The 18,802-nt window shown below is 69.9% G+C and carries 15 protein-coding genes; 10 read left to right on the plus strand and 5 right to left on the minus strand.

Translation table 11 applies throughout. The features are described from left to right. Positions 1 to 75: 75 nt before the first annotated feature. From WBG06_RS22050 to WBG06_RS22065, 4 genes are read left to right on the plus strand one after another with little or no spacing between them, the layout of a single operon-like run. Positions 76 to 1,404: an ABC transporter substrate-binding protein gene (locus WBG06_RS22050; protein ID WP_336739272.1), complete on the plus strand. Its 1,329-nt coding sequence runs from the start codon at positions 76 to 78 to the stop codon at positions 1,402 to 1,404. Beyond that, entirely contained in the window at positions 1,404 to 2,351 is a 948-nt protein-coding gene (locus WBG06_RS22055; protein ID WP_336739274.1) for a carbohydrate ABC transporter permease, read from the plus strand. The genes WBG06_RS22050 and WBG06_RS22055 overlap by 1 nt, the downstream gene beginning before the upstream one ends. Next, positions 2,351 to 3,187 (plus strand): carbohydrate ABC transporter permease, encoded by an 837-nt coding sequence (locus tag WBG06_RS22060; protein WP_336739275.1) that lies wholly within the window; start codon positions 2,351 to 2,353, stop codon positions 3,185 to 3,187. The genes WBG06_RS22055 and WBG06_RS22060 overlap by 1 nt, the downstream gene beginning before the upstream one ends. Then, positions 3,184 to 4,659, plus strand: a complete 1,476-nt coding sequence (locus WBG06_RS22065) for a mannitol dehydrogenase family protein (protein WP_336739277.1) — start codon at positions 3,184 to 3,186, stop codon at positions 4,657 to 4,659. Before WBG06_RS22060 ends, WBG06_RS22065 begins: the two co-directional genes overlap by 4 nt. Positions 4,660 to 5,045: 386 nt before the next feature. Here WBG06_RS22065 and WBG06_RS22070 read toward each other — a convergent pair whose 3' ends face one another. Further along, positions 5,046 to 8,651, minus strand: coding sequence for an Rne/Rng family ribonuclease (locus WBG06_RS22070; RefSeq protein WP_442945495.1), 3,606 nt, complete (start codon positions 8,649 to 8,651; stop codon positions 5,046 to 5,048). A 481-nt stretch (positions 8,652 to 9,132) separates the two neighbouring features. Between WBG06_RS22070 and WBG06_RS22075 the strand changes: the two genes are divergently transcribed. Next, positions 9,133 to 10,029 (plus strand): ABC transporter ATP-binding protein, encoded by an 897-nt coding sequence (locus tag WBG06_RS22075; protein WP_336739279.1) that lies wholly within the window; start codon positions 9,133 to 9,135, stop codon positions 10,027 to 10,029. Next, on the plus strand, positions 10,026 to 10,751 hold the full coding sequence (locus WBG06_RS22080; RefSeq protein ID WP_336739281.1) for a hypothetical protein: 726 nt from the start codon (positions 10,026 to 10,028) through the stop codon (positions 10,749 to 10,751). The genes WBG06_RS22075 and WBG06_RS22080 overlap by 4 nt, the downstream gene beginning before the upstream one ends. A 12-nt stretch (positions 10,752 to 10,763) precedes the next feature. Here the strand turns inward: WBG06_RS22080 and WBG06_RS22085 are convergent, their stop codons facing one another. Then, entirely contained in the window at positions 10,764 to 11,960 is a 1,197-nt protein-coding gene (locus WBG06_RS22085) for a winged helix DNA-binding domain-containing protein (protein WP_336739283.1), read from the minus strand. A 24-nt stretch (positions 11,961 to 11,984) separates the two neighbouring features. Beyond that, positions 11,985 to 12,713: a TIGR03936 family radical SAM-associated protein gene (locus WBG06_RS22090; RefSeq protein ID WP_336739285.1), complete on the minus strand. Its 729-nt coding sequence runs from the start codon at positions 12,711 to 12,713 to the stop codon at positions 11,985 to 11,987. 99 nt (positions 12,714 to 12,812) lie between these two features. Between WBG06_RS22090 and WBG06_RS22095 the strand changes: the two genes are divergently transcribed. Genes WBG06_RS22095 through WBG06_RS22105 form a run of 3 tightly spaced genes read left to right on the plus strand, consistent with a single transcriptional unit; the run spans position 12,813 to position 14,685 of the window. After that, on the plus strand, positions 12,813 to 13,799 hold the full coding sequence (locus tag WBG06_RS22095; protein WP_336739287.1) for an endonuclease/exonuclease/phosphatase family protein: 987 nt from the start codon (positions 12,813 to 12,815) through the stop codon (positions 13,797 to 13,799). Next, complete coding sequence (locus WBG06_RS22100) at positions 13,796 to 14,257, plus strand: GNAT family N-acetyltransferase (RefSeq protein ID WP_442945496.1); 462 nt, start codon at positions 13,796 to 13,798, stop codon at positions 14,255 to 14,257. Before WBG06_RS22095 ends, WBG06_RS22100 begins: the two co-directional genes overlap by 4 nt. 44 nt (positions 14,258 to 14,301) lie before the next feature. Next, positions 14,302 to 14,685 carry a RidA family protein gene (locus WBG06_RS22105; protein ID WP_336739291.1) on the plus strand — a complete coding sequence of 128 codons (384 nt, stop codon included), beginning with the start codon at positions 14,302 to 14,304 and terminating at the stop codon, positions 14,683 to 14,685. A 59-nt stretch (positions 14,686 to 14,744) separates the two neighbouring features. On the opposite strand, the gene WBG06_RS22110 is transcribed toward WBG06_RS22105, so the two are convergent. Beyond that, positions 14,745 to 16,715 (minus strand): TIGR03960 family B12-binding radical SAM protein, encoded by a 1,971-nt coding sequence (locus WBG06_RS22110; protein WP_336739293.1) that lies wholly within the window; start codon positions 16,713 to 16,715, stop codon positions 14,745 to 14,747. Between the two features lie 118 nt (positions 16,716 to 16,833). Between WBG06_RS22110 and WBG06_RS22115 the strand changes: the two genes are divergently transcribed. Next, positions 16,834 to 17,508, plus strand: a complete 675-nt coding sequence (locus WBG06_RS22115; protein ID WP_336739295.1) for a class I SAM-dependent methyltransferase — start codon at positions 16,834 to 16,836, stop codon at positions 17,506 to 17,508. Positions 17,509 to 17,562: 54 nt separating this feature from the next. Here the strand turns inward: WBG06_RS22115 and WBG06_RS22120 are convergent, their stop codons facing one another. Beyond that, complete coding sequence (locus WBG06_RS22120) at positions 17,563 to 18,768, minus strand: S8 family peptidase (protein ID WP_336739297.1); 1,206 nt, start codon at positions 18,766 to 18,768, stop codon at positions 17,563 to 17,565. Positions 18,769 to 18,802: the final 34 nt, after the last annotated feature.

Here is an 18,802-nt window from a genome sequence, read left to right on the forward strand (position 1 = left end):
GGAGGCAGATCTATGCGGGCACGGAGACGGACCTCCGCAGCGCTGACAGCGCTCTCTTTGACCACCGCGGTTGCCATGATCACAGCATTGACGGCATGCGGCACGGGCGGGCTCGGCGCCGGCGGGACGAGCGCGGGTGAGCACAGCATCACGGTGCTGATGGTCAACAACCCGCAGATGCTCGAGCTCCAGGAGCTCACCGCGGAGCACTTCACCGAGGAGACCGGGATCGAGGTGAACTTCGTGGTCAAGGTCGAGCAGGACATGCGCGACACCGCGAGCACCGAGTTCGCCAACCAGTCCGGGATCTACGACGTGGCGACGCTGTCCAACTTCGAGATCCCTTACTACGCCGAGGCCGGCTGGATCTCGGACATGGAGAGCATCGCCAACGACCCCGAGTTCGACCAGGACGACATCCTGCCGCCGATGACCGAAGCGCTCTCGGCCAACGGGAAGGTCTACGGCCAGCCGTTCTACGGCGAGTCCTCGTTCCTGATGTACCGCAAGGACCTGTTCCAGAAGCACGGCCTCGAGATGCCGGCCGAGCCGACCTGGGACCAGGTCGCCGACTTCGCCGCGACGATCAACGAGGCCGAGCCCGACATGCGCGGCATCTGCCTGCGCGGCCTGGCCGGCTGGGGCGACAACCTCGCCTCGATCACCACCGTGGTCAACACGATGGGCGGCACCTGGTTCGACGAGGACTGGAACGCCCAGGTCAACACGGGCGGCTTCAAGAAGGCCGCCAACTTCTATGTCGACCTGGTCCGCGAGCACGGCGAGGCCGGTGCCGCGACCTTCAGCTTCCCGCAGTGCCTCAACGCCATGCAGCAGGGCAAGGTCGCGATGTGGTACGACGCCACCTCCGGTGCCGGGCCGCTCGAAGCGCCTGAGTCGCCGGTCAAGGGCAAGATCGGCTACGTCGCCGCCCCGCACGACCAGACCGCGAACGCCGGCTGGCTCTACACCTGGGCGTGGGCGATCCAGAAGTCCTCGCAGCACCAGGAGGACGCGAAGAAGTTCGTCGCCTGGGCCTCCAGCAAGGAGTACGAGGAGCTGGTGATGGCCGACACCGAGAACGACACCGGCGGCCCGACCAACGTCCCCGCGGGCAAGCGCGCCTCGACCTACGAGAACCCCGACTACCTCGAGGTGGCCGGCGCCTTCGCGACCCCGACCATGAACGCGATCAAGAACGCCCAGGCCGACAACCCCGGCGTCCAGAAGCGGCCCTACACCGGCATCCAGTTCGTCGGCGTCCCGAGCTTCACCGGCTTCGGCACCGAGTGTGCCAAACAGCTCTCCAGCGCGATCTCGGGCTCGAAGACCACCGACGCGGCACTCGACCGGTGCCAGTCGCTCGCCCAGGCGTACGGCGATGTCCAGAAGGAGAAGCAGTGATGGCATCTGTGACCGCGACGCTCCCCGCCACGGCGGACCCGATCGAGGGACGTCCGCCGGCGGCGTACAAGAAGTGGGGTCGGGAGTCCTGGAAGCGTCGGGCGCCCCTGCTGCCTGCGCTGATCTTCATGATCGTGGTGACGCAGCTGCCGTTCGTGGCGACGCTGGTGATGTCGTTCATGAGCTGGAGCGCCCAGCCCGATGCTCCCGAGCGCAGCTTCGCCGGCCTCGACAACTTCAAGACGGTGTTCACGACGCCGGCCTACCGGACCGCGGTCCTCAACACGATCGAGATGACCGTGGTCGTCATCGGGGTCAGCGCTCTGCTCGCCCTGGGGATCGCGATGCTGCTCAACCATGCCTTCGTCGGCCGCGGGCTGGTGCGCACGATGCTGATCGCGCCGTTCCTCATCGTGCCGATCGCGGCCGCGGTCTTCTGGGGCAACGGCATCCTGATGACCGGCTTCGGGCTGGTCGACGGTGTTCTCGGGCAGCTCGGGGTGCCCGGCGCCCAGGACATCGCGTTCCTCACCGACCATCCCAAGCTCGCCATCGAGATCGAGCTGATCTGGCAGTGGACCCCGTTCATGATGCTGATCGTGCTCGCCGGCCTGCAGTCGCAGGATCCCGAGGTGATGGAGGCGGCGAGCATCGACGGCTGCAACGGCTGGCAGACGTTCGTGCACATGACGCTCCCCCACGTACGCCGCTATCTCGAGCTCGCGATCGTGCTCGGCACCATCTTCGTGGTCCAGAACTTCGACTCGGTGCTGGGCATGACCGGCGGACTGAACTCGACCAACGTCCCGTTCGCCGTCTACGAGACCTTCTACTCGGCCAAGGACTACGGGGTCGCCTCGGCACTGGGCGTCGTCGTGGTCATCGGCTCACTGATCATCGCGACCTTCGCGCTGCGCGTGGTGTCGTCCCTGCTGGAGGAGAGCTGATGGAGACCTGGAACCGCCAACGGATGGCGAAGATCATCATCCCGATCGCTGCGTGGCTGGTCGGCATCGTCTTCGTGATCCCGATCCTCTACATGGTGCTCACCTCGCTGCACCACCCGCAGGACGCCCAGACCTATCCGCCGAGCTGGGGTGCCCCGCTGACGCTGGACAACTACGCCGGCCTGTTCACCTCCGCGAACCCGATCACCCCGGCATTGATCAACTCGGTGATCACCAGCGTGATCTCGACGCTGCTCGTGCTCGCCCTGGCCATCCCCGCTGCGTACGCGCTGGCGATCAGGCCGGTGAAGAAGTGGTCGGACGCGATGTTCTTCTTCCTGTCCACGAAGATGCTGCCGATGGTCGCGGGGATCCTGCCGATCTACCTGTTCACCACCCAGGTCATCAAGATGCCCGACAACGTGATCATCCTGATCCTGCTCTACACCGCGATGAACCTGCCGATCGCGGTCTGGATGATGCGCTCGTTCCTGGCCGAGGTGCCGCCCGCGATCATCGAGGCGGCCTCGATGGACGGTGCCAGCACGTTCCGCATCCTGACCCGGATCGTGGCCCCGATCGCGATGCCCGGCGTCGCCGCGACCTCGCTGATCTGCTTCATCTTCGCCTGGAACGAGCAGCTCTACGCCAAGGTGCTGACCTCGGTGGCCGCCCAGACCGGTCCGGTCTATGTGAACACCTTGATCCAGACCGAGCACGCCTACCTCGCCGAGCTGGCCGCGGGCGCGACACTGATCTCGCTGCCTGTGCTCATCGCCGGCTTCGCCGCCCAGGACAAGCTGGTCCAGGGCCTCTCCCTCGGGGCGGTCAAATGACTCACCCCCGACTCACGACGGCTCGGCTCGGCGAGCTGTCTGCGGCCATCGCCGTGCCTACCTACGACCGCTCCGCCGTCACCCCCGGGATCGTCCATCTCGGCGTCGGAGGCTTCCACCGCGCCCACCAGGCGCGCTACGTCGACGACCTGCTCGCCTCCGGCGTCGCCGACTGGGGCATCGTCGGGGTGGGGCTGATGCCTCAGGACGTACGCATGCGGGACGCGCTCGCCGCCCAGGACCATCTCTACACGCTCATGGAGCGGGCCCCGGACGGGGCGGTGCAGGGGCGGGTGATCGGCTCGATCATCGACTACCTCTTCGCGCCCGACTCCCCCGAGGCCGTGCTGGCGCTGCTCACCGACCCGCGGATCCGGATCGTGTCGCTGACCATCACCGAGGGCGGCTACCACGTCAACCAGGCGACCGGCGGCTTCGACGCCTCAGACCCCGGGATCCAGGCCGACCTGCAGCCGGGGGCGATGCCGACGACCGCGTTCGGTTACGTCGTGGAGGCGCTCGCGCGGCGACGGGCCGCGGGCGTCGCGCCGTTCACGGTGATGTCGTGCGACAACATCGCGGGCAACGGCGAGGTCGCGCGGGCGATGCTGTCCTCGTTCGCGTCCTTGCGCGACCCTGCTCTGGGCGCCTGGATCGCCGCCGAGGTGGCCTTCCCGAGCTCGATGGTGGACCGGATCACCCCGGCGACCACCGACGCCGACATCGAGGAGGTCGGCTGGCGGTTCGGGATCGCGGACGCCTGGCCCGTGGTCAGCGAGCCGTTCTCGCAGTGGGTGCTCGAGGACCACTTCCCCCAGGGGCGGCCGCCGTTCGAGCGGGCCGGCGTCGAGATGGTGCCCGACGTCGAGCCGTACGAGCTGATGAAGCTGCGTCTCCTCAACGCCAGCCACCAGGCGCTGTGCTACCTCGGCTACCTCTCCGGCTACCGCTATGCCCACGAGGTCTGCACCGACCCGCTCTTCGTCGACTTCCTGCTCGGCTACATGTCGCAGGAGGCCACCCCGACCCTGCCGCAGGTGCCGGGCGTCGACCTGGCGGCCTACCAGCGGGAGCTGATCTCCCGCTTCGCCAACCCGCACATCCGCGACACCTTGGCCAGGCTGTGCGCCGAGAGCTCCGACCGGATCCCCAAGTGGCTGGTGCCGGTCATCACCGCTCAGCTCGGTCGTGGCGGTTCGATTCGTCGGTCGGCGCTCGTCGTTGCCTCGTGGGCGCGCTACGCCGAGGGCGTCGACGAGCAGGGGACGCCGATCGAGATCGTCGACCGGCGCCGCGGCGAGGTGATGGCGCGGGCTGCGGCTCAGCGCAACGACCCGCTGGCCTTCCTCCGCGACCCCGACCTCTTCGGCGACCTCGCCGAGGATCCCGGGTTCACCGAACCGTACGCCGAGGCGCTGGCGTCGCTGCATGCGATCGGGGCGCGTCGGACGCTGGAGAGCTGGGAGGCCTGACACACAGTTCGGGTGATCTGGGCGGGTCGGCGGGCCGAATTGCGGTTGAACCTGGTGCGTCGATGCACCAGGTCGGATCCACTCGGGCGGCTGACCTGCCCAGATCACCCGTGCGGTGAACTGTGTGTGCTGCCCCTGATCTGACGGACGCCCTACGCGTACGCGGCGGGGCCAACGCACACGCCTGGCACCTCGTACGCAGCGTTCGTCTCGGAGGAGGCGGCGGTGCGACCTGAACTGTGTGCATCGACCACACGACACCCGGTGGGCCTGGCCCGTGGGTCGAGAATCCCGAGTCACGAGACACAGCACGACGCCCCAGCGTCCGCAGGAGCGGGCACCGGGGCGTCGTGGTCGGGGTCAGCTGTCTTCGACCCCTCGGACGGTCATTCCGTCGGCGTGGTGTCGCGGCTCGCGCCGCCGCGGGTGCGGGTCACGACCTTCGGCGCCGGAGTCGAGGTGGTGCCGTTGCTGACGGGTGCGGCCTCGGTCTTGGTCGCGGTCATCACCGCGCCCTCGCCGGTGCTGACGACCTCGCGGCGGGCGCCGCGGCGCTGCCGGGTGACCACCTTCGGCTTGGAGTCGACCGGCTTGGAGTCGACCGGCTCGGCAGCGACCGGCTCTGCGGCTTCCGGCTCCGTCGTCTCAGGCTGGGTCACCTCGGGCTCGACGGGCGGGGCCACGGGAGCAGTGGGCTCCTCGGCGACCGGCTCGCTCGCCACGGGCTCCGGCTCCGGCTTCGGCTCCGTCTCGGGCTTCGACTCGGCGGCGGTCGAGCTGCCGACGACCGCGGCCAGGACCGGGCGACCGGTCGTGGCGGCACGACGGGTGCGGGTGCGCGTGGTGACCTTCGGGGCCTCGGGCTCCGCAGGAGCCTCGGCGACCGGGGCCGCTGCGGGCGCCTCGACAGGCGCCTCGGCAGGCGCCGCGGCCGGCTCGGCCACCGGGGCCGACGCCTTGGAGCGACGCGACCGCGTACGCGTCGTCACCTTCGGAGCCTCGACCGGCGCGGCGGGCGCGTCCGGCGTGGTCTCGGCGGGCTCGGTCGCCGCCGGCTCCGCCTGCGTGGTCTCGGCGGGCTCGGCCACGGGGGCCGACGCCTTGGAGCGACGCGACCGCGTGCGGGTCGTCACCTTCGGGGTCTCGGCAGGCTCGACCACCGCGGCGGGCTCGGGAGCCTCCGGCTCGGTCGCGGGCTCCTCGGCCTTCTCCGCCTGTCCGGCCATCGCGGCGAACTCGGCGGGCGACGGCGTCTTCGCGGACTCCTCGGCGGGCTCAGGGCGCGACTCGTTGCCGGTCTCGTCCTTGCCCTTGCCCTTGCTTCCGCGACCGCCACGACGACGCGAGCGGGGCTCGTCGGGAGCGACGCCGGACGACTTGCCGGCCTCGACCGGGTGCTCGTGGATCACGAGTCCGCGGCCGGCGCAGGCCTCACAGTTCTCGGAGAACGCCTCGAGCAGGCCGGTGCCGATCCGCTTACGGGTCATCTGCACCAGGCCCAGCGAGGTGACCTCGGCGACCTGGTGACGGGTCCGGTCACGGCCCAGGCACTCGACCAGACGGCGGAGCACCAGGTCACGGTTGGACTCGAGGACCATGTCGATGAAGTCGACGACGATGATGCCGCCGATGTCGCGCAGCCGGAGCTGGCGCACGATCTCCTCGGCCGCCTCGAGGTTGTTCTTGGTGACCGTCTCCTCCAGGTTGCCGCCGGAGCCGGTGAACTTGCCGGTGTTGACGTCGACGACGGTCATCGCCTCGGTGCGGTCGATGATCAGCGAGCCGCCGGACGGCAGCCAGACCTTGCGGTCGAGGCCCTTCGCGATCTGCTCGTCGATGCGGTACGCGGCGAAGGCGTCGACCTCGCCGTCGTACTTCTCCACGCGCTCCTCGAGGTCCGGGGCCACCGACTGGACGTAGTCCTTGACGGTCTCCCACGACGACTCGCCGGAGATGACCAGCTTGGCGAAGTCCTCGGTGAACAGGTCGCGGACGACCTTCAGGGTCAGGTCGGGCTCACCGTAGAGCAGCTGCGGCGCGTTGCCGCCGGCCTTCTTCTCGATGTCCTCCCAGCGCGCCTTGAGCCGCTCGACGTCGCGGGTGAGCTCCTCCTCGGCGGCGCCCTCGGCGGCGGTGCGTACGATCACGCCGGCCGTGTCGGGGACGATCTCCTTCAGGAGGGTCTTGAGGCGGTTGCGCTCGGTGTCGGGCAGCTTGCGGGAGATGCCGGAGGTGGTGCCGTCGGGTACGTAGACCAGGAAGCGGCCGGCCAGCGAGATCTGCGAGGTCAGCCGGGCGCCCTTGTGGCCGATCGGGTCCTTCGTCACCTGGACGAGCACCTTCTGACCGGAGGTCAGCACCGACTCGATCTTGCGGGGCTGGCCCTCCTTCCAGCCGAGCGAGGGCCAGTTGACCTCACCGGCGTAGAGCACCGCGTTGCGGCCCTTGCCGATGTCGATGAAGGCGGCCTCCATGCTCGGCAGCACGTTCTGGACGCGGCCCAGGTAGACGTTGCCGATCAGGCTGGTCTGCGACTCGCGGGCGACGTAGTGCTCCACGAGCACCTTGTCCTCGAGCACGGCGATCTGGGTGAGGTCCTCGCGCTCGCGGATGACCATGACCCGCTCGACCGACTCGCGGCGGGCCAGGAACTCGGCCTCGCTCACGATCGGAGCGCGCCGGCGACCGGCCTCGCGACCCTCGCGGCGACGCTGCTTCTTGGCCTCGAGACGGGTGGAGCCGGACAGCGCGGTGATCTGGTCGTCGCCGGTGCGGCTCTGACGCACCTTGGTGACAGTGTTCTCCGGGTCGTCCCCGGCGTCGCCGGAGGCCTCGCCGGCCCGGCGACGACGACGACGGCGGCGGGACGAGCCACCCTCGCCCTGCTGCTCGGCGTCGGCGTCCTTGGCGTCGTTCTGATCCGCATCGGACTCGTCGGCCTTGCCCTCGTCGTCGGCAGCGTCGGAGCCGTCGGCGTCACCGTTGGCACCCTTGCGCCGGCGACGGCCACCACGACGGCGACGACGACGGCCGTTGCCGCCGCCCTCGCCTTCACCCTCGTCGGCCGAGGCCTCGTCGGACTCGGTGTCGGGCTCGGAGTCGGGCTCGGTGTCGGACTCGTCCTCGGGGGTCTGAGCCTCGGCGTCGGGCTCGGGCTGCTCGTCCTCGGCGGGCTTCTCCTCGGCCGCCTCGGCGCGGCGCGCGTTGCGCTTGCGGCCTCGGCTCGGGGCCTCCTCCGTCGCCTCGGCGGCGGGCTCGGCGGCCTGCGGCTCGTCCTCGGCGGGCGCCTCTTCAGCGGCCTCGACGGGCTTCGGCTCCGCCGTCTTGCGCGTACGCCGGCGGGTGGTCGTCTTGGTCGGCGCCTGGAACAGCACCGCGGGGGCCGGCGGACCGGCCTGCTCGGTCGCGGTCTCCTCGGCGACCTCCTCGTCGGCGACCTCCCCGGCGGGGGTCTCGCCGGGCGCTGCGACGGGCTCGGCGACCGGCTCCGCGACGGGCTCGACGACCGGTGCAGCGGCCTTCTTGGCGGCCGTCTTCTTCGTGGTCCGCTTGGCGGTGGTCTTCTTCGCCGCCGTCTTCTTGGCCGGAGCCTCGACGGTCTCGGCGGGAGCTTCAGGGGCCTCGGGGGTCTCGCCCTCGGGTGCGGCGGTGGCCTCGGGGGTCTCGACCTCGGTCGGCGCGGGGGCCGCCCTCTTGGTCGTACGCTTCCGGGTCGTCTTCTTCGCCGCCGTCTTCTTGGCGGGGGCCTCCGCTGCCGCAGCGGGCTCAGCAGGCTCGGCGGTCTCCTCGGCGGGGGCCTCGACAGCCTCCGCCGGGGCCGCGGCCGCGGCCTTCTTGGTGGTGCGCTTGCGCGTGGTCTTCTTCGCCGCGGTCTTCTTCGCGGGAGTGGTCTCGGCGGTCGTGTCCGCTTCGGTGGTGGGGGTGTCGGTCACCGGGTTCTGCGGCGTTTCAGCGCCGTTCCCGGTGTTCTCGACAGTGGTCTCGTCGGCCATGCCGTTCTCCTCATCCAGGACCTTCACAGGTGCCGGATAGTCAGGTGCCGGGAAACGGACGCTGCGCAGTATCGAACTTTTCCACGTAGCAGCCGCGTCGCGGCGCAAAGCTTGTCAGGGCGGCGGCATCCTCCGCAGCGGTGCGTCACAGGCTGTGGTTCGTCACCTGCCGCGGTCGCTCGGCCGTCCGGGACCTTCCCGGGCGAGTCGCTCTCACTGACCTGCTAGGCCTGCGTCGCGGTCTGGTGACGACCTACCTCCTGCGTGCCGGTGTGCAGCCCCGGAGGGCCCACGCCGGCGAGGCGTCGTCGGACTGTCCATTCCTCGGGCCGGGCCCGATTGTTTGAGCAGTCGTCTCGGAGTATCGCATACACCCTGTCGACAGACCGATATCCGGGATGAAACGTACGCCCCGGGGTGGACCCGCCAGATCATCCCGCAGGCTGATTCGCTCGCGGCGCCGCGTACCTAGGCTCTGCCCGTGATCCAACTGCGCAACCTCACCAAGAGGTACGGCGACAAGACGGCCGTCGACGACCTCACCCTTGATCTCGAACCCGGGTCCGTCATCGGGTTCCTCGGTCCCAACGGCGCCGGGAAGTCGACCACGATGCGCCTGATCCTCGGCCTCGACACCGCGACGTCCGGCACTGCGACCATCGACGGCAAGGCGTACGCCGAGCTCGACCGTCCCACGCACACCATCGGCGCACTCCTGGACGCCAAGGCGGTCCACCCGGGCCGCTCGGGACGGGACCACCTGCGCGCCATCGCCCGGACTCAGGGCATCGCAGACCGCAGGGTCGACGAGGTCCTGGAGCTGACCGGCATGACCGCCGCCGGCCGCCGTCGTGCCGGGATGTACTCCCTGGGCATGAGCCAGCGCCTCGGCATCGCCGGCGCGCTCCTCGGTGACCCCGAGGTGCTGATGCTCGACGAGCCGGTCAACGGCCTCGACCCCGACGGCGTCCGCTGGATCCGTACGCTGCTCCGGACCCTCGCCGCCGAGGGGCGCACCGTCTTCGTCTCCTCCCATCTGATGAGCGAGATGGAGCAGACCGCCGACCGGCTCGTCGTCCTGGGTCGCGGGCGCCTGGTCGCCGACGCACCGATGAGCGAGTTCCTCTCCCCCAGCGGCACCCGCGTCCGCGGCCCCGAGCTCGGCCCGCTCGCCGACCTGCTGACCGACCATGAGGTCACCTGGAACGGCGAGAACGAGTTGACCGTGGCCGTGTTGTCCACCGAGGAGGTCGGCGCGCTCGCCCATCGGGCCGGGGTGCTCCTGCACCTGCTCGAACCCGTCGAACCGACCCTCGAGGAGTCCTACGTGAAGCTGACCGCCGAAGCCGTCGAGTACACCGCCGGAGGTGCGGCATGAGTCCCTTGGCCCGGGTCGTGAGCTCGGAGTGGCTCAAGGTCCGGACCGTACGCTCCTCGCTCTGGTTCCTCGGTGGCGCAGCCGCGATCATGCTGCTGACCTCGGTGGTCCAAGCCGACGACGGCGATCCGTCGACCGTCGCCTCCACGGCGTCGGTGATCGGGTCGACGCAATACTTCGTCCAGTTCCTCGCCGCCGCTTTCGGCATCCTCGCGATCACCGCCGAGTTCGCGTCGCGCTCGATCACCGTCACCTTCGCGTGCACCCCTTCGCGGGCCCGGGTGATGAGCGCCAAGGCGCTGGTGGTCGCGACGAGCGTTCTCCTGGCCGGGCTGGTCGTGGCCGGCCTCGGCCTGCTGGCAGCGGCGGTCCGGCTCGGGGAGCTCGGCGACCTGACCCGCGACGACGCCGCTCTCGTCCTGCGACTCGCGGTCTTCCTGGCGCTGCTTGCGACCGTCGGCCTCGGTTTCGGTGGCCTGTTCCGGCGCACGGCCGGTGCGCTCTCGTTCGTGCTCTTCCTCCTGCTGCTGATGCCCGAGCTGCTCGGGCTGGTGGCCCAGCGGTTCGGCTGGTCGTGGCTGGAGACGGCCATCGACTACACCCCCGCACCGGCCGGGTACGCGCTCATCCAGGGTGACTGGATCTTCGGCGGCGTACTCCTGGCTTGGGCGGTCGGACTGGTCGCCGCCTCCGCCTGGGTGCTGCGCCGCCGCGACGTCTGACCCTCCGGTCGGTCAGGGGAGCCGTGCTTCCTTCATCTGACGCGACTTGTAGACGTTCACGATCAGCACGCCGTCGAGCCACTCGGTCAGCCGCTCCGCCTCGGCTGCCAGCGCCGCCCGCCCGGCGTCGCCGATGTCGTGGCGCACGATCGGGTGCACCCGGCCGGCCTCGTCCTGAGCCCACGCACCCACGATCCGACCGTCCCACCACGCGGTGTTGCCGGCGTTGCCGTTCGAGTCGAAGAGGTACGCCACGTCCTCCGCAGCCAGGTAGAACCCTCGTTCCTTCCAGCCCATGACGGTGGGATCGAGGGTGGGTAGCAGCGCCGCCCAGGGCTCGATCTCGGGCTCCGGGGAGGTGGCGATCGGGTCGTCCGGCAGCACCCAGCCGATCCCGCCGCCCTCGAGCCCGACCTCGACGGCACCGACCGCGGCGAGCGCGGCCCGGACCGCTGACTTGGTGGACCCGAGCCACCAGACCAGGTCGGCCTCGGTGCCGGGCCCGAAGGTGCCCAGCCAGCGACGGACGAGCTCCGCGTAGCCCTCGGCCGGGGTGAGCGGAGGCGGCATCTCGCCGAGCCAGGCCTCGGTCAGGGTCCAGGCCGGCTTGTTCAGCCGCCAGTGCCCGAGGTTGGTCGCCCGCATCAGCCGCCCTTGCGCGGCGAGGGTGCCGATCACCCAACGACCGATAGGAAACGCCCCGCCCCACTTCTTGTCGGGGGCGCCCATCTGGAAACGCATGTCGAGCTCGGGCACCAGCTCACGCAGCTGCGTCGTCGTCCGGGGCACGCCGTCGGAGAGTGCTGCCAGCGTCGCCGCGTACGCCTTCTCGATCCAGCCGTCCTGGTCCTCGTCGACGCCACCGGCGGTCAGCCACTTGTGGAGGTTCTTCTCCTCCTGGGCCGCCACCCGCGCCGAAGCGCTCCCCCAGACCGCCGGGACCAGCTCGCGCGGAAAGGCGAAGAGCGTACGCCGCATCGCCAGCTGCTTGACCAGGCTCCGGTCCTCGTAGAGGGCCCGCTCGACGTCGTCGGTCCGAAGGTCCCGGACCCGCGCGTGCAGGGCGAGGTGGACGGTCGCAGCCTCGGTCGCGTGCCAGGCGGTCATCGCCTGTGTCGCGGCGGCCACGTCGGCGTACCTGTGGGCGGGAGCGAGCCCGTGCCGGCGGGCCAGTCTCGCCCGACGCTCGCGATCGGTGACCGTTCTCATCGGGAGAGCCTCACCGGTCGAACACTAGTGCAGGGGGTCGCCGATGGTGCCGGATTCCTCGTCGAAGACACCTTGGGTGAGCCGGGTCAGCAGCGGCAGGCCGCCGTGCTCCGGCCCGACCTTCAGCCCGCCGACGCGCTCCAGACCGGTGACGACGTCGTCGGGACGTACGGCCGGGGTGCCGTGCTTGAGCAGGAGCTCGAGCCGCGAGCCGCCCTCCCGGGGCGTTGCGGCGAGGCGTACGACCGCGGCCCGGGCGTCGAACTCGCGCAGACCCTTCTTGGTCATCCGGGACACGATGACCTCCTCGGCGGCGACGAACGCCTCGACCGCCGCGGCGGCATCCTCCGGCGATGTCGGAAGATCGATGATCCACTCGCTGCCGGTGAGCAGGTCGGCCAGGGCACCCTTGGGCGAGGTCGCCGTGTCGACCACGTCGAGCAGGTCGAGACCGTCGGGCATGACCGCGTCCAGGGCAGCCTTCGTCGCGGCCGGGTCGACGGTCTCGCGCAGTCCGAGCTCGACGTACTCGGCCTCGCTCGCCGCGCCCGTCGGGGCAGCACCGGCGTAGGAGATCCGCGGGTGCGGGTTGAATCCCGAGGAGTAGGCCACCGGGATCCGGGCCCGTGCGACCGCGCGCTCGAAGGCGCGGCTGAAGTCGCGGTGGCTGGTGAACCGGAGCCGGCCGCGCTTGGCGTAGCGGATGCGGAGACGCTGGACCGGTGGGGCCTGCTGTTCGGGCTGTTGACGCACGGGACGATTATGGCGGCCATCAGGTGCAATGACCCATCTGGCGAACGGCGGACGAACTGGCTGTAACGGTTTCCGCACGAAAAATGGGAGACTCGCGCGGTGAGCCACCACAGGAGCAGGACGATCTCGGTACGCCTCAAAGAGCTGTTGCCGATCCTCGCGGTCGTTCTCACCGTCGCCGCCATCGCCGGTCTGAGCGTTCTCGCCCCGCGGTTGGGTGCCTCGAGGCAAGCCTCGGCCGACGTCTCTCCCGCGGCCTCGCCGAGCGCCGAGCCGGCCGACGCCAGCGGTTCCGCAGCCGCGGAGCCGCTGCCGAAGTTCACGACGCACAAGGCTCCGCCGGTGATCACCAAGGTCCCGAAGAAGCCGAAGATCGACCCGTGCGCGGTCCCGCGCAACCTGACCGTGATGACCTTCAACATCAAGGGCGGCAAGGTCTCCCCCGGCGAGCTCGGCGGCATCGCCGGGGTGATCCGTGATGCCGGCGCCGACGTCGTACTCCTCCAGGAGGTCGACCAGAACCGCCGTCGCTCCGGCAACGTCGACCAGCCGGCGATCATCGCCTCGCACCTGGGGATGCAGTCCGTCTTCGGTGCCAACGACTACATCACCTCCCGCGGCGGTTACGGCACCGCGATCCTGTCGCGCTACCCCATCGACGGCTTCGACAACACCCACCTGCCCAACCGCGACGGCAAGGAGCAGCGCGGGGTCCTGCGGGCGAACATCATCGTCGAGGGGCAGCGTCTCGTCGTCTTCAACACCCACCTCGACCACACCTCCGACTCGCTGCGGCAGGCGCAGATCGGTGCCGTGATGGCCAAGGTGAACGCCTACGACGGCGCCAAGATCCTCGGCGGCGACCTCAACGCCGGCTCCGGCTCCGGTGTCCTGGGCACCGCCCTGGCCTCGCTGTCCGACGCCGGCGCCTCTCTCGGCGCCAGCCACGACGGTGGCGGCCGCGTCGACTACCTCCTCCCCAACTCCTGGCTCGCCGCGGGCGACGGCGACGTCTCCCCCACCCGGCTCTCCGACCACCACGCCGTCACCATCGACTTCTCGATGCGCGGCGCCGCCGACTGCTGAGCCACGACCCGGGTGAGAGACTTCCGGGCGTGATCGAGCTACGGCCAGCCACCCCTGGGGACGTCTCTGCGTTGATGGAGCTGTGGGAGGTGGCGGCGGAGAACGACGCGCGTCCGGCCGACTCCGCTGCGAAGATCGAGACGCTGATCGCGCGGGACCCGGAAGCCTGCACGGTCGCGGTCACCGCCGAAGGCCGGGTCGTCGGGTCCCTGATCTCGGGATGGGACGGCTGGCGCGCCCACCTCTACCGGTTGGCGGTCCATCCCGACGTACGTCGCCAGGGGCTCGCCCGCCGTCTGTTGACCCATGCCGAGGCGCGGCTCGTGGCGCTGGGCGCGAGCCGGATCGACGCGATGGTCCTGGAGGGCAACGACCTCGGCCAGTCGCTGTGGAAGGACTCCGGCTACGAGCCCCAGGAGGACTGGCGCCGCTGGATCCGCCCGGTCGGCACAGCCTGAAGTAATCGTTCGCGCAGATTCGGCTTCGGGTCTACTTTCGGCCAATGGATTTCGTCACCCCCGAGGACCTTCCCGCGCCCGCCGGCTACAGCCATCTCGTGATCACCGACCCGGGATCGCGGCTGGTGGTCATCTCCGGACAGGTGGGTATGTCCTCTGACGGGACCGTGGCCTACGGCTGGGAGGCACAGACCCGGCAGACCTTCACCAACCTCGGCATCGCCTTGGCCGCCGCCGGCGCCACCTGGGCAGACGTGGTGAAGCTGACCTACTTCGTCGTCGCCACCACCGAGCTGCCGATGATCCGCCGCGTACGCAACGAGTTCGTCGACGTCGAGCGTCCCCCGGCCAGCTCGTTGGTGCAGGTCGCCGGCCTCTTCCGCCCCGACATCCTCATCGAGATCGAGGCGACCGCGGCTGTCCGCTGACGCCGCGACGTAGGAGGGTGAGGGTCAGCATGTGACCCTCACCCTCCTAGGTTGAATGGTCAGACGACCGACAGCGGGAGCAGCTTCTGACCCGTGGGGCCGATCTGGATCTCGGTATTGAGCTCCGGGCAGACGCCGCAGTCATAGCAGGGCGTCCAGCGGCAGTCCTCGACCTCGATGTCTTCGCCGTCGGCGACCGCGAGGGCGTCCTCCCAGTCGGCCCAGAGCCAGTCCTTGTCGAGACCGGAGTCGAGGTGGTCCCAGGGGAGGATCTCGTCGTACTCCCGCTCGCGGGTGGTGTACCAGTCCAGGTCGACGCCGGTGCCTGCCAGGCCCTTCTCGGCGGCGGACATCCAGCGGTCGTAGGAGAAGTGCTCGCTCCAGCCGTCGAAACGGCCACCGTCGCGCCAGACCTCTTCGATGATCCGGCCGACGCGGCGGTCGCCTCGCGAGAGGAGGCCCTCGACGATGCCGGGCTTGCCGTCGTGGTAGCGGAACCCGATCGCACGACCGAACTTCTTGTCGGCACGGACCACGTCGCGCAGCTTCTGCAGCCGCTCGTCGGTGGTCTCGTGGTCGAGCTGGGAGGCCCACTGGAAGGGGGTGTGCGGCTTGGGCACGAAGCCACCGATCGACACGGTGCAGCGGATGTCGTTGCGACCGGAGACCTCGCGGCCCTTGGCGATGACCTTCTTGGCGAGCTCGGCGATCTGGAGCACGTCCTCGTCCGTCTCGGTCGGCAGGCCGCACATGAAGTAGAGCTTCACCTGGCGCCAGCCGTGCGAGTAGGCGGCACCGACGGTGCGGATCAGGTCCTCCTCGGTCACCATCTTGTTGATGACCTTGCGCATCCGCTCCGAGCCGCCTTCGGGGGCGAACGTCAGACCGGAGCGACGACCGTTGCGGGAGAACTCGTTGGCGAGGGTGATGTTGAAGGCGTCGACGCGCGTCGACGGCAGGCTCAGTGAGACGTTGGTGCCCTCGTAGCGGTCGGCCAGACCGGTCGCGACGTCACCGATCTCGGTGTGGTCGGCGGAGGACAGGGACAGGAGCCCGACCTCCTCGAACCCGGACTTCCGGATGCCGTTCTCGACCATGTCGCCGATCGTGGTGATCGAGCGCTCGCGCACCGGCCGGGTGATCATCCCCGCCTGGCAGAAGCGGCAGCCACGGGTGCAGCCGCGGAAGATCTCCACCGAGAACCGCTCGTGGACGGTCTCTGCCAGCGGCACCAAGGGGTTCCGCGGGTAAGGCCAGGCGTCGAGGTCCATCAGGGTGTGCTTGCGCACCCGCCACGGGATGTCGGGGCGGTTGGGCACCACGGCTTCGATCTGACCGTCGGCGGCGTAGTTCACGTCGTAGAACTTGGGGACGTAGACGGCCCCGGAGACGGCCAGCCGGCGGAGCAGCTCGTCGCGGCCGCCGGGACGACCGTCCTGCTTCCACTCGCGCACGACCTCGGAGATCTTGAGGACGACCTCCTCACCGTCACCGAGCACGGCGGCGTCGAGGAAGTCGGCGATCGGCTCGGGGTTGAACGCGGCGTGGCCGCCGGCGAGCACGATCGGGTCGTCGTCGCCACGGTCGACCGCGTGCAGCGGGATCTGCGCCAGCGAGAGCGCGTTGAGCATGTTGGTGTAGCCGAGCTCGGTCGAGAAGCTGAGCCCGAACAGGTCGAACGCCTTCACCGGACGATGGGCGTCGACGGTGAACTGCGGGATCGGCCCCTGCTCGTCGCCCTCGCGCATGATCTTCTCGAGGTCGGGCCAGACCGCGTAGGTCCGCTCCGCCGCGATCCAGTCGCGCTCGTTGAGCACCTCGTAGAGGATCTGGACACCCTGGTTGGGCAGACCGACCTCGTAGGCGTCCGGGTACATCAGCGCCCACCGGACCTCGACGTCGTTCCACTCCTTGACGGTCGAGTTGAGCTCCCCACCGACGTACTGGATCGGCTTGGACACCAGCGCCAGGCGCGGCTCCAGCCGAGGGAACACGGATTCAGGAACGAGGTCGCTCTGGGCGACGGTCACGATGGGCACCTCAAAGCTCGGGAACGATCAACCCCAAGGGTACGCCGCACCCGGACTCCCCCACCAAACCTCGCGCCGCCGGGCCATCTCCCCGGCGCCAGCGGGTAAGAATGACGTCATGGCATTGCGAGCGTGGGCCGAACAGTTCGCCGGCGGCGCTGTGTCGGACACCATGGCGACGCTCAACGCGCGTCATCCCTGGAGCCACAACGACCACTTCCACAGCTGGATCCTGGCCAACCTTCCCGCCCGGCGAGGGACCGCGCTGGACGTGGGGTGCGGCCGAGGCGAGCTGCTGGCCGCGCTCTCGCCGAAGTTCGCGGCCGTCCATGGCACCGATCGCGACGGCGCGATGAGAGGTCAGGCCGCGACCCGTTGCGCCGGACTGTCCAACGTCACCGTCCACGACGGCACCTGGGTCGAGGAGCCGGTCGACCTGGTCACCATGGTCGCGGTGCTGCACCACCTCGATGTCGCCACCGCACTCACCGAGGTGCGTCGCCTCCTCGCGCCGGGCGGACGGTTCCTGGCGGTCGGACTCGCCCCTCCGCAGAGCCCGACCGACCACCTGTGGGATCTCGCCTCCGCCGTGACGAACCCAGTGATCGGCTACGTCAAGCATCCGTGGCCGTCCGACACCACCCCGTCCACCGCCCCGTTCCCGGTCAAGGAACCCGACCTGTCCTTCGACGAGCTCCGGGAGATCGTCCTCGACCTCATGCCCGGCGCCAGGCTCCGGCATCGCCTCGGATTCCGGCACACCATCGCCTGGACCAAGCCGGGACAGGACTGAGGTGTGGGGCCGTTCCCCCGAAACGGCCCCACACCTCAGGTCAGCGCAGCCGGATCAGAACAGCGTGGTGAGCAGCAGGTTCGGCGAACCGGTGCCCGGGTTGATGACCACGTCAGGAGTTCCGGCGCCGGTCAGGCCCGTCGCGACGTCGGCCGGGGTGGCCGACGGGTTCGCCTCGAGGAAGAGCGCCGCAGCGCCGGCGACGTGCGGCGTCGCCATCGACGTACCGGAGATGGTGTTGGTCGCACCGTCGTTCCAGGCCGAGGTGATGTCGACGCCGGGAGCGAAGAGGTCGAGGCACTCACCGGTGTTGGAGAAGTCCGCGGCGGTGTCGGTGTCGTCGGTGGCACCGACGGTGATCGCCTCCGGAACCGCCGCCGGGGAGGAACCGCAGGCGTCGGCGCTCTCGTTGCCGGCCGCGACGGCGTAGGTCACACCGTCGGCGATCGAGGCCTGGACGGCCGCGTCGAGAGCGGGGTCGTTCCCGCCGCCGAGCGACATGTTGGCGACGGCCGGGCCGTCGGTGTGGTTCTCGGTGACCCACTCGATTCCCGCGACGACGCCCTCGGTGGTGCCGGAGCCCTGGTCGTCGAGCACCCGGACCGGTGCGATCGTGGCCTCCTTGGCGAGGCCGTAGGTGGTGCCGGCGACGGTGCCCGCGACGTGGGTGCCGTGGCCGTTGCCGTCGCTCGGGTCGGTGTCGCCGTCGACGGCGTCGAAGCCTTCCCCGATCCGGCCGCTGAACTCCGGGTGGTCGGTCGCGACGCCCGTGTCGATGATGTAGGCGGTCACGCCCGCCCCGGTCTGCTCGTAGTGGTAGTTCTTGTCGAGCGGCAGCGCGGCCTGGTCGACGCGGTCCAGACCCCAGGTCGGGTCGGCCTGGTCGCCCTGGGTGGTGTAGCGGTGGTTGGCCTGCACGTAGGCGACGTCCGGGTTGTCGCGGACCTCGGCGAGCGCATCCTTGTCGAGCGCGGCGGAGAAACCGTTGAAGGCGGTGTTGTAGACCTCTCGTACGTCGCCACCGGCGGCGCGGGCGTCGCTGCGGACCGACTTCGCCTCGGACTTCGCGACGTCGCTGCGACCCTGCTTCTTCATCACGACGATGTACTGACCCTCGATCGCGGTCGAGGAGTCCGCTCCGCGCAGCGGCGCCGGACTGTCCGCGGCACCGGCCGGGACGGTGAAAGCCATCGCCGACGCTGCTGCTCCCACAGCTACGGCGGAGATGACCGCCGGCGTCTTGATGGCACGGTTCTTCATGGTTCGGAACACGTTCTGACTCCCGTCATCGTGC

Source organism: Nocardioides sp. CCNWLW239, assembly GCF_037137035.1.
Lineage (GTDB): Bacteria > Actinomycetota > Actinomycetes > Propionibacteriales > Nocardioidaceae > Nocardioides.

Coding starts and splice junctions, on each gene's coding strand:
- WBG06_RS22050 (WP_336739272.1), top strand. CDS start 76: ATGATCACAGCATTGACGGCATGCGGCACGGGCGGGCTCGGCGCCGGC.
- WBG06_RS22055 (WP_336739274.1), top strand. CDS start 1,404: ATGGCATCTGTGACCGCGACGCTCCCCGCCACGGCGGACCCGATCGAG.
- WBG06_RS22060 (WP_336739275.1), top strand. CDS start 2,351: ATGGAGACCTGGAACCGCCAACGGATGGCGAAGATCATCATCCCGATC.
- WBG06_RS22065 (WP_336739277.1), top strand. CDS start 3,184: ATGACTCACCCCCGACTCACGACGGCTCGGCTCGGCGAGCTGTCTGCG.
- WBG06_RS22070 (WP_442945495.1), bottom strand. CDS start 8,651: ATGGCCGACGAGACCACTGTCGAGAACACCGGGAACGGCGCTGAAACG.
- WBG06_RS22080 (WP_336739281.1), top strand. CDS start 10,026: ATGAGTCCCTTGGCCCGGGTCGTGAGCTCGGAGTGGCTCAAGGTCCGG.
- WBG06_RS22085 (WP_336739283.1), bottom strand. CDS start 11,960: ATGAGAACGGTCACCGATCGCGAGCGTCGGGCGAGACTGGCCCGCCGG.
- WBG06_RS22105 (WP_336739291.1), top strand. CDS start 14,302: ATGGATTTCGTCACCCCCGAGGACCTTCCCGCGCCCGCCGGCTACAGC.
- WBG06_RS22115 (WP_336739295.1), top strand. CDS start 16,834: ATGGCATTGCGAGCGTGGGCCGAACAGTTCGCCGGCGGCGCTGTGTCG.
- WBG06_RS22120 (WP_336739297.1), bottom strand. CDS start 18,768: ATGAAGAACCGTGCCATCAAGACGCCGGCGGTCATCTCCGCCGTAGCT.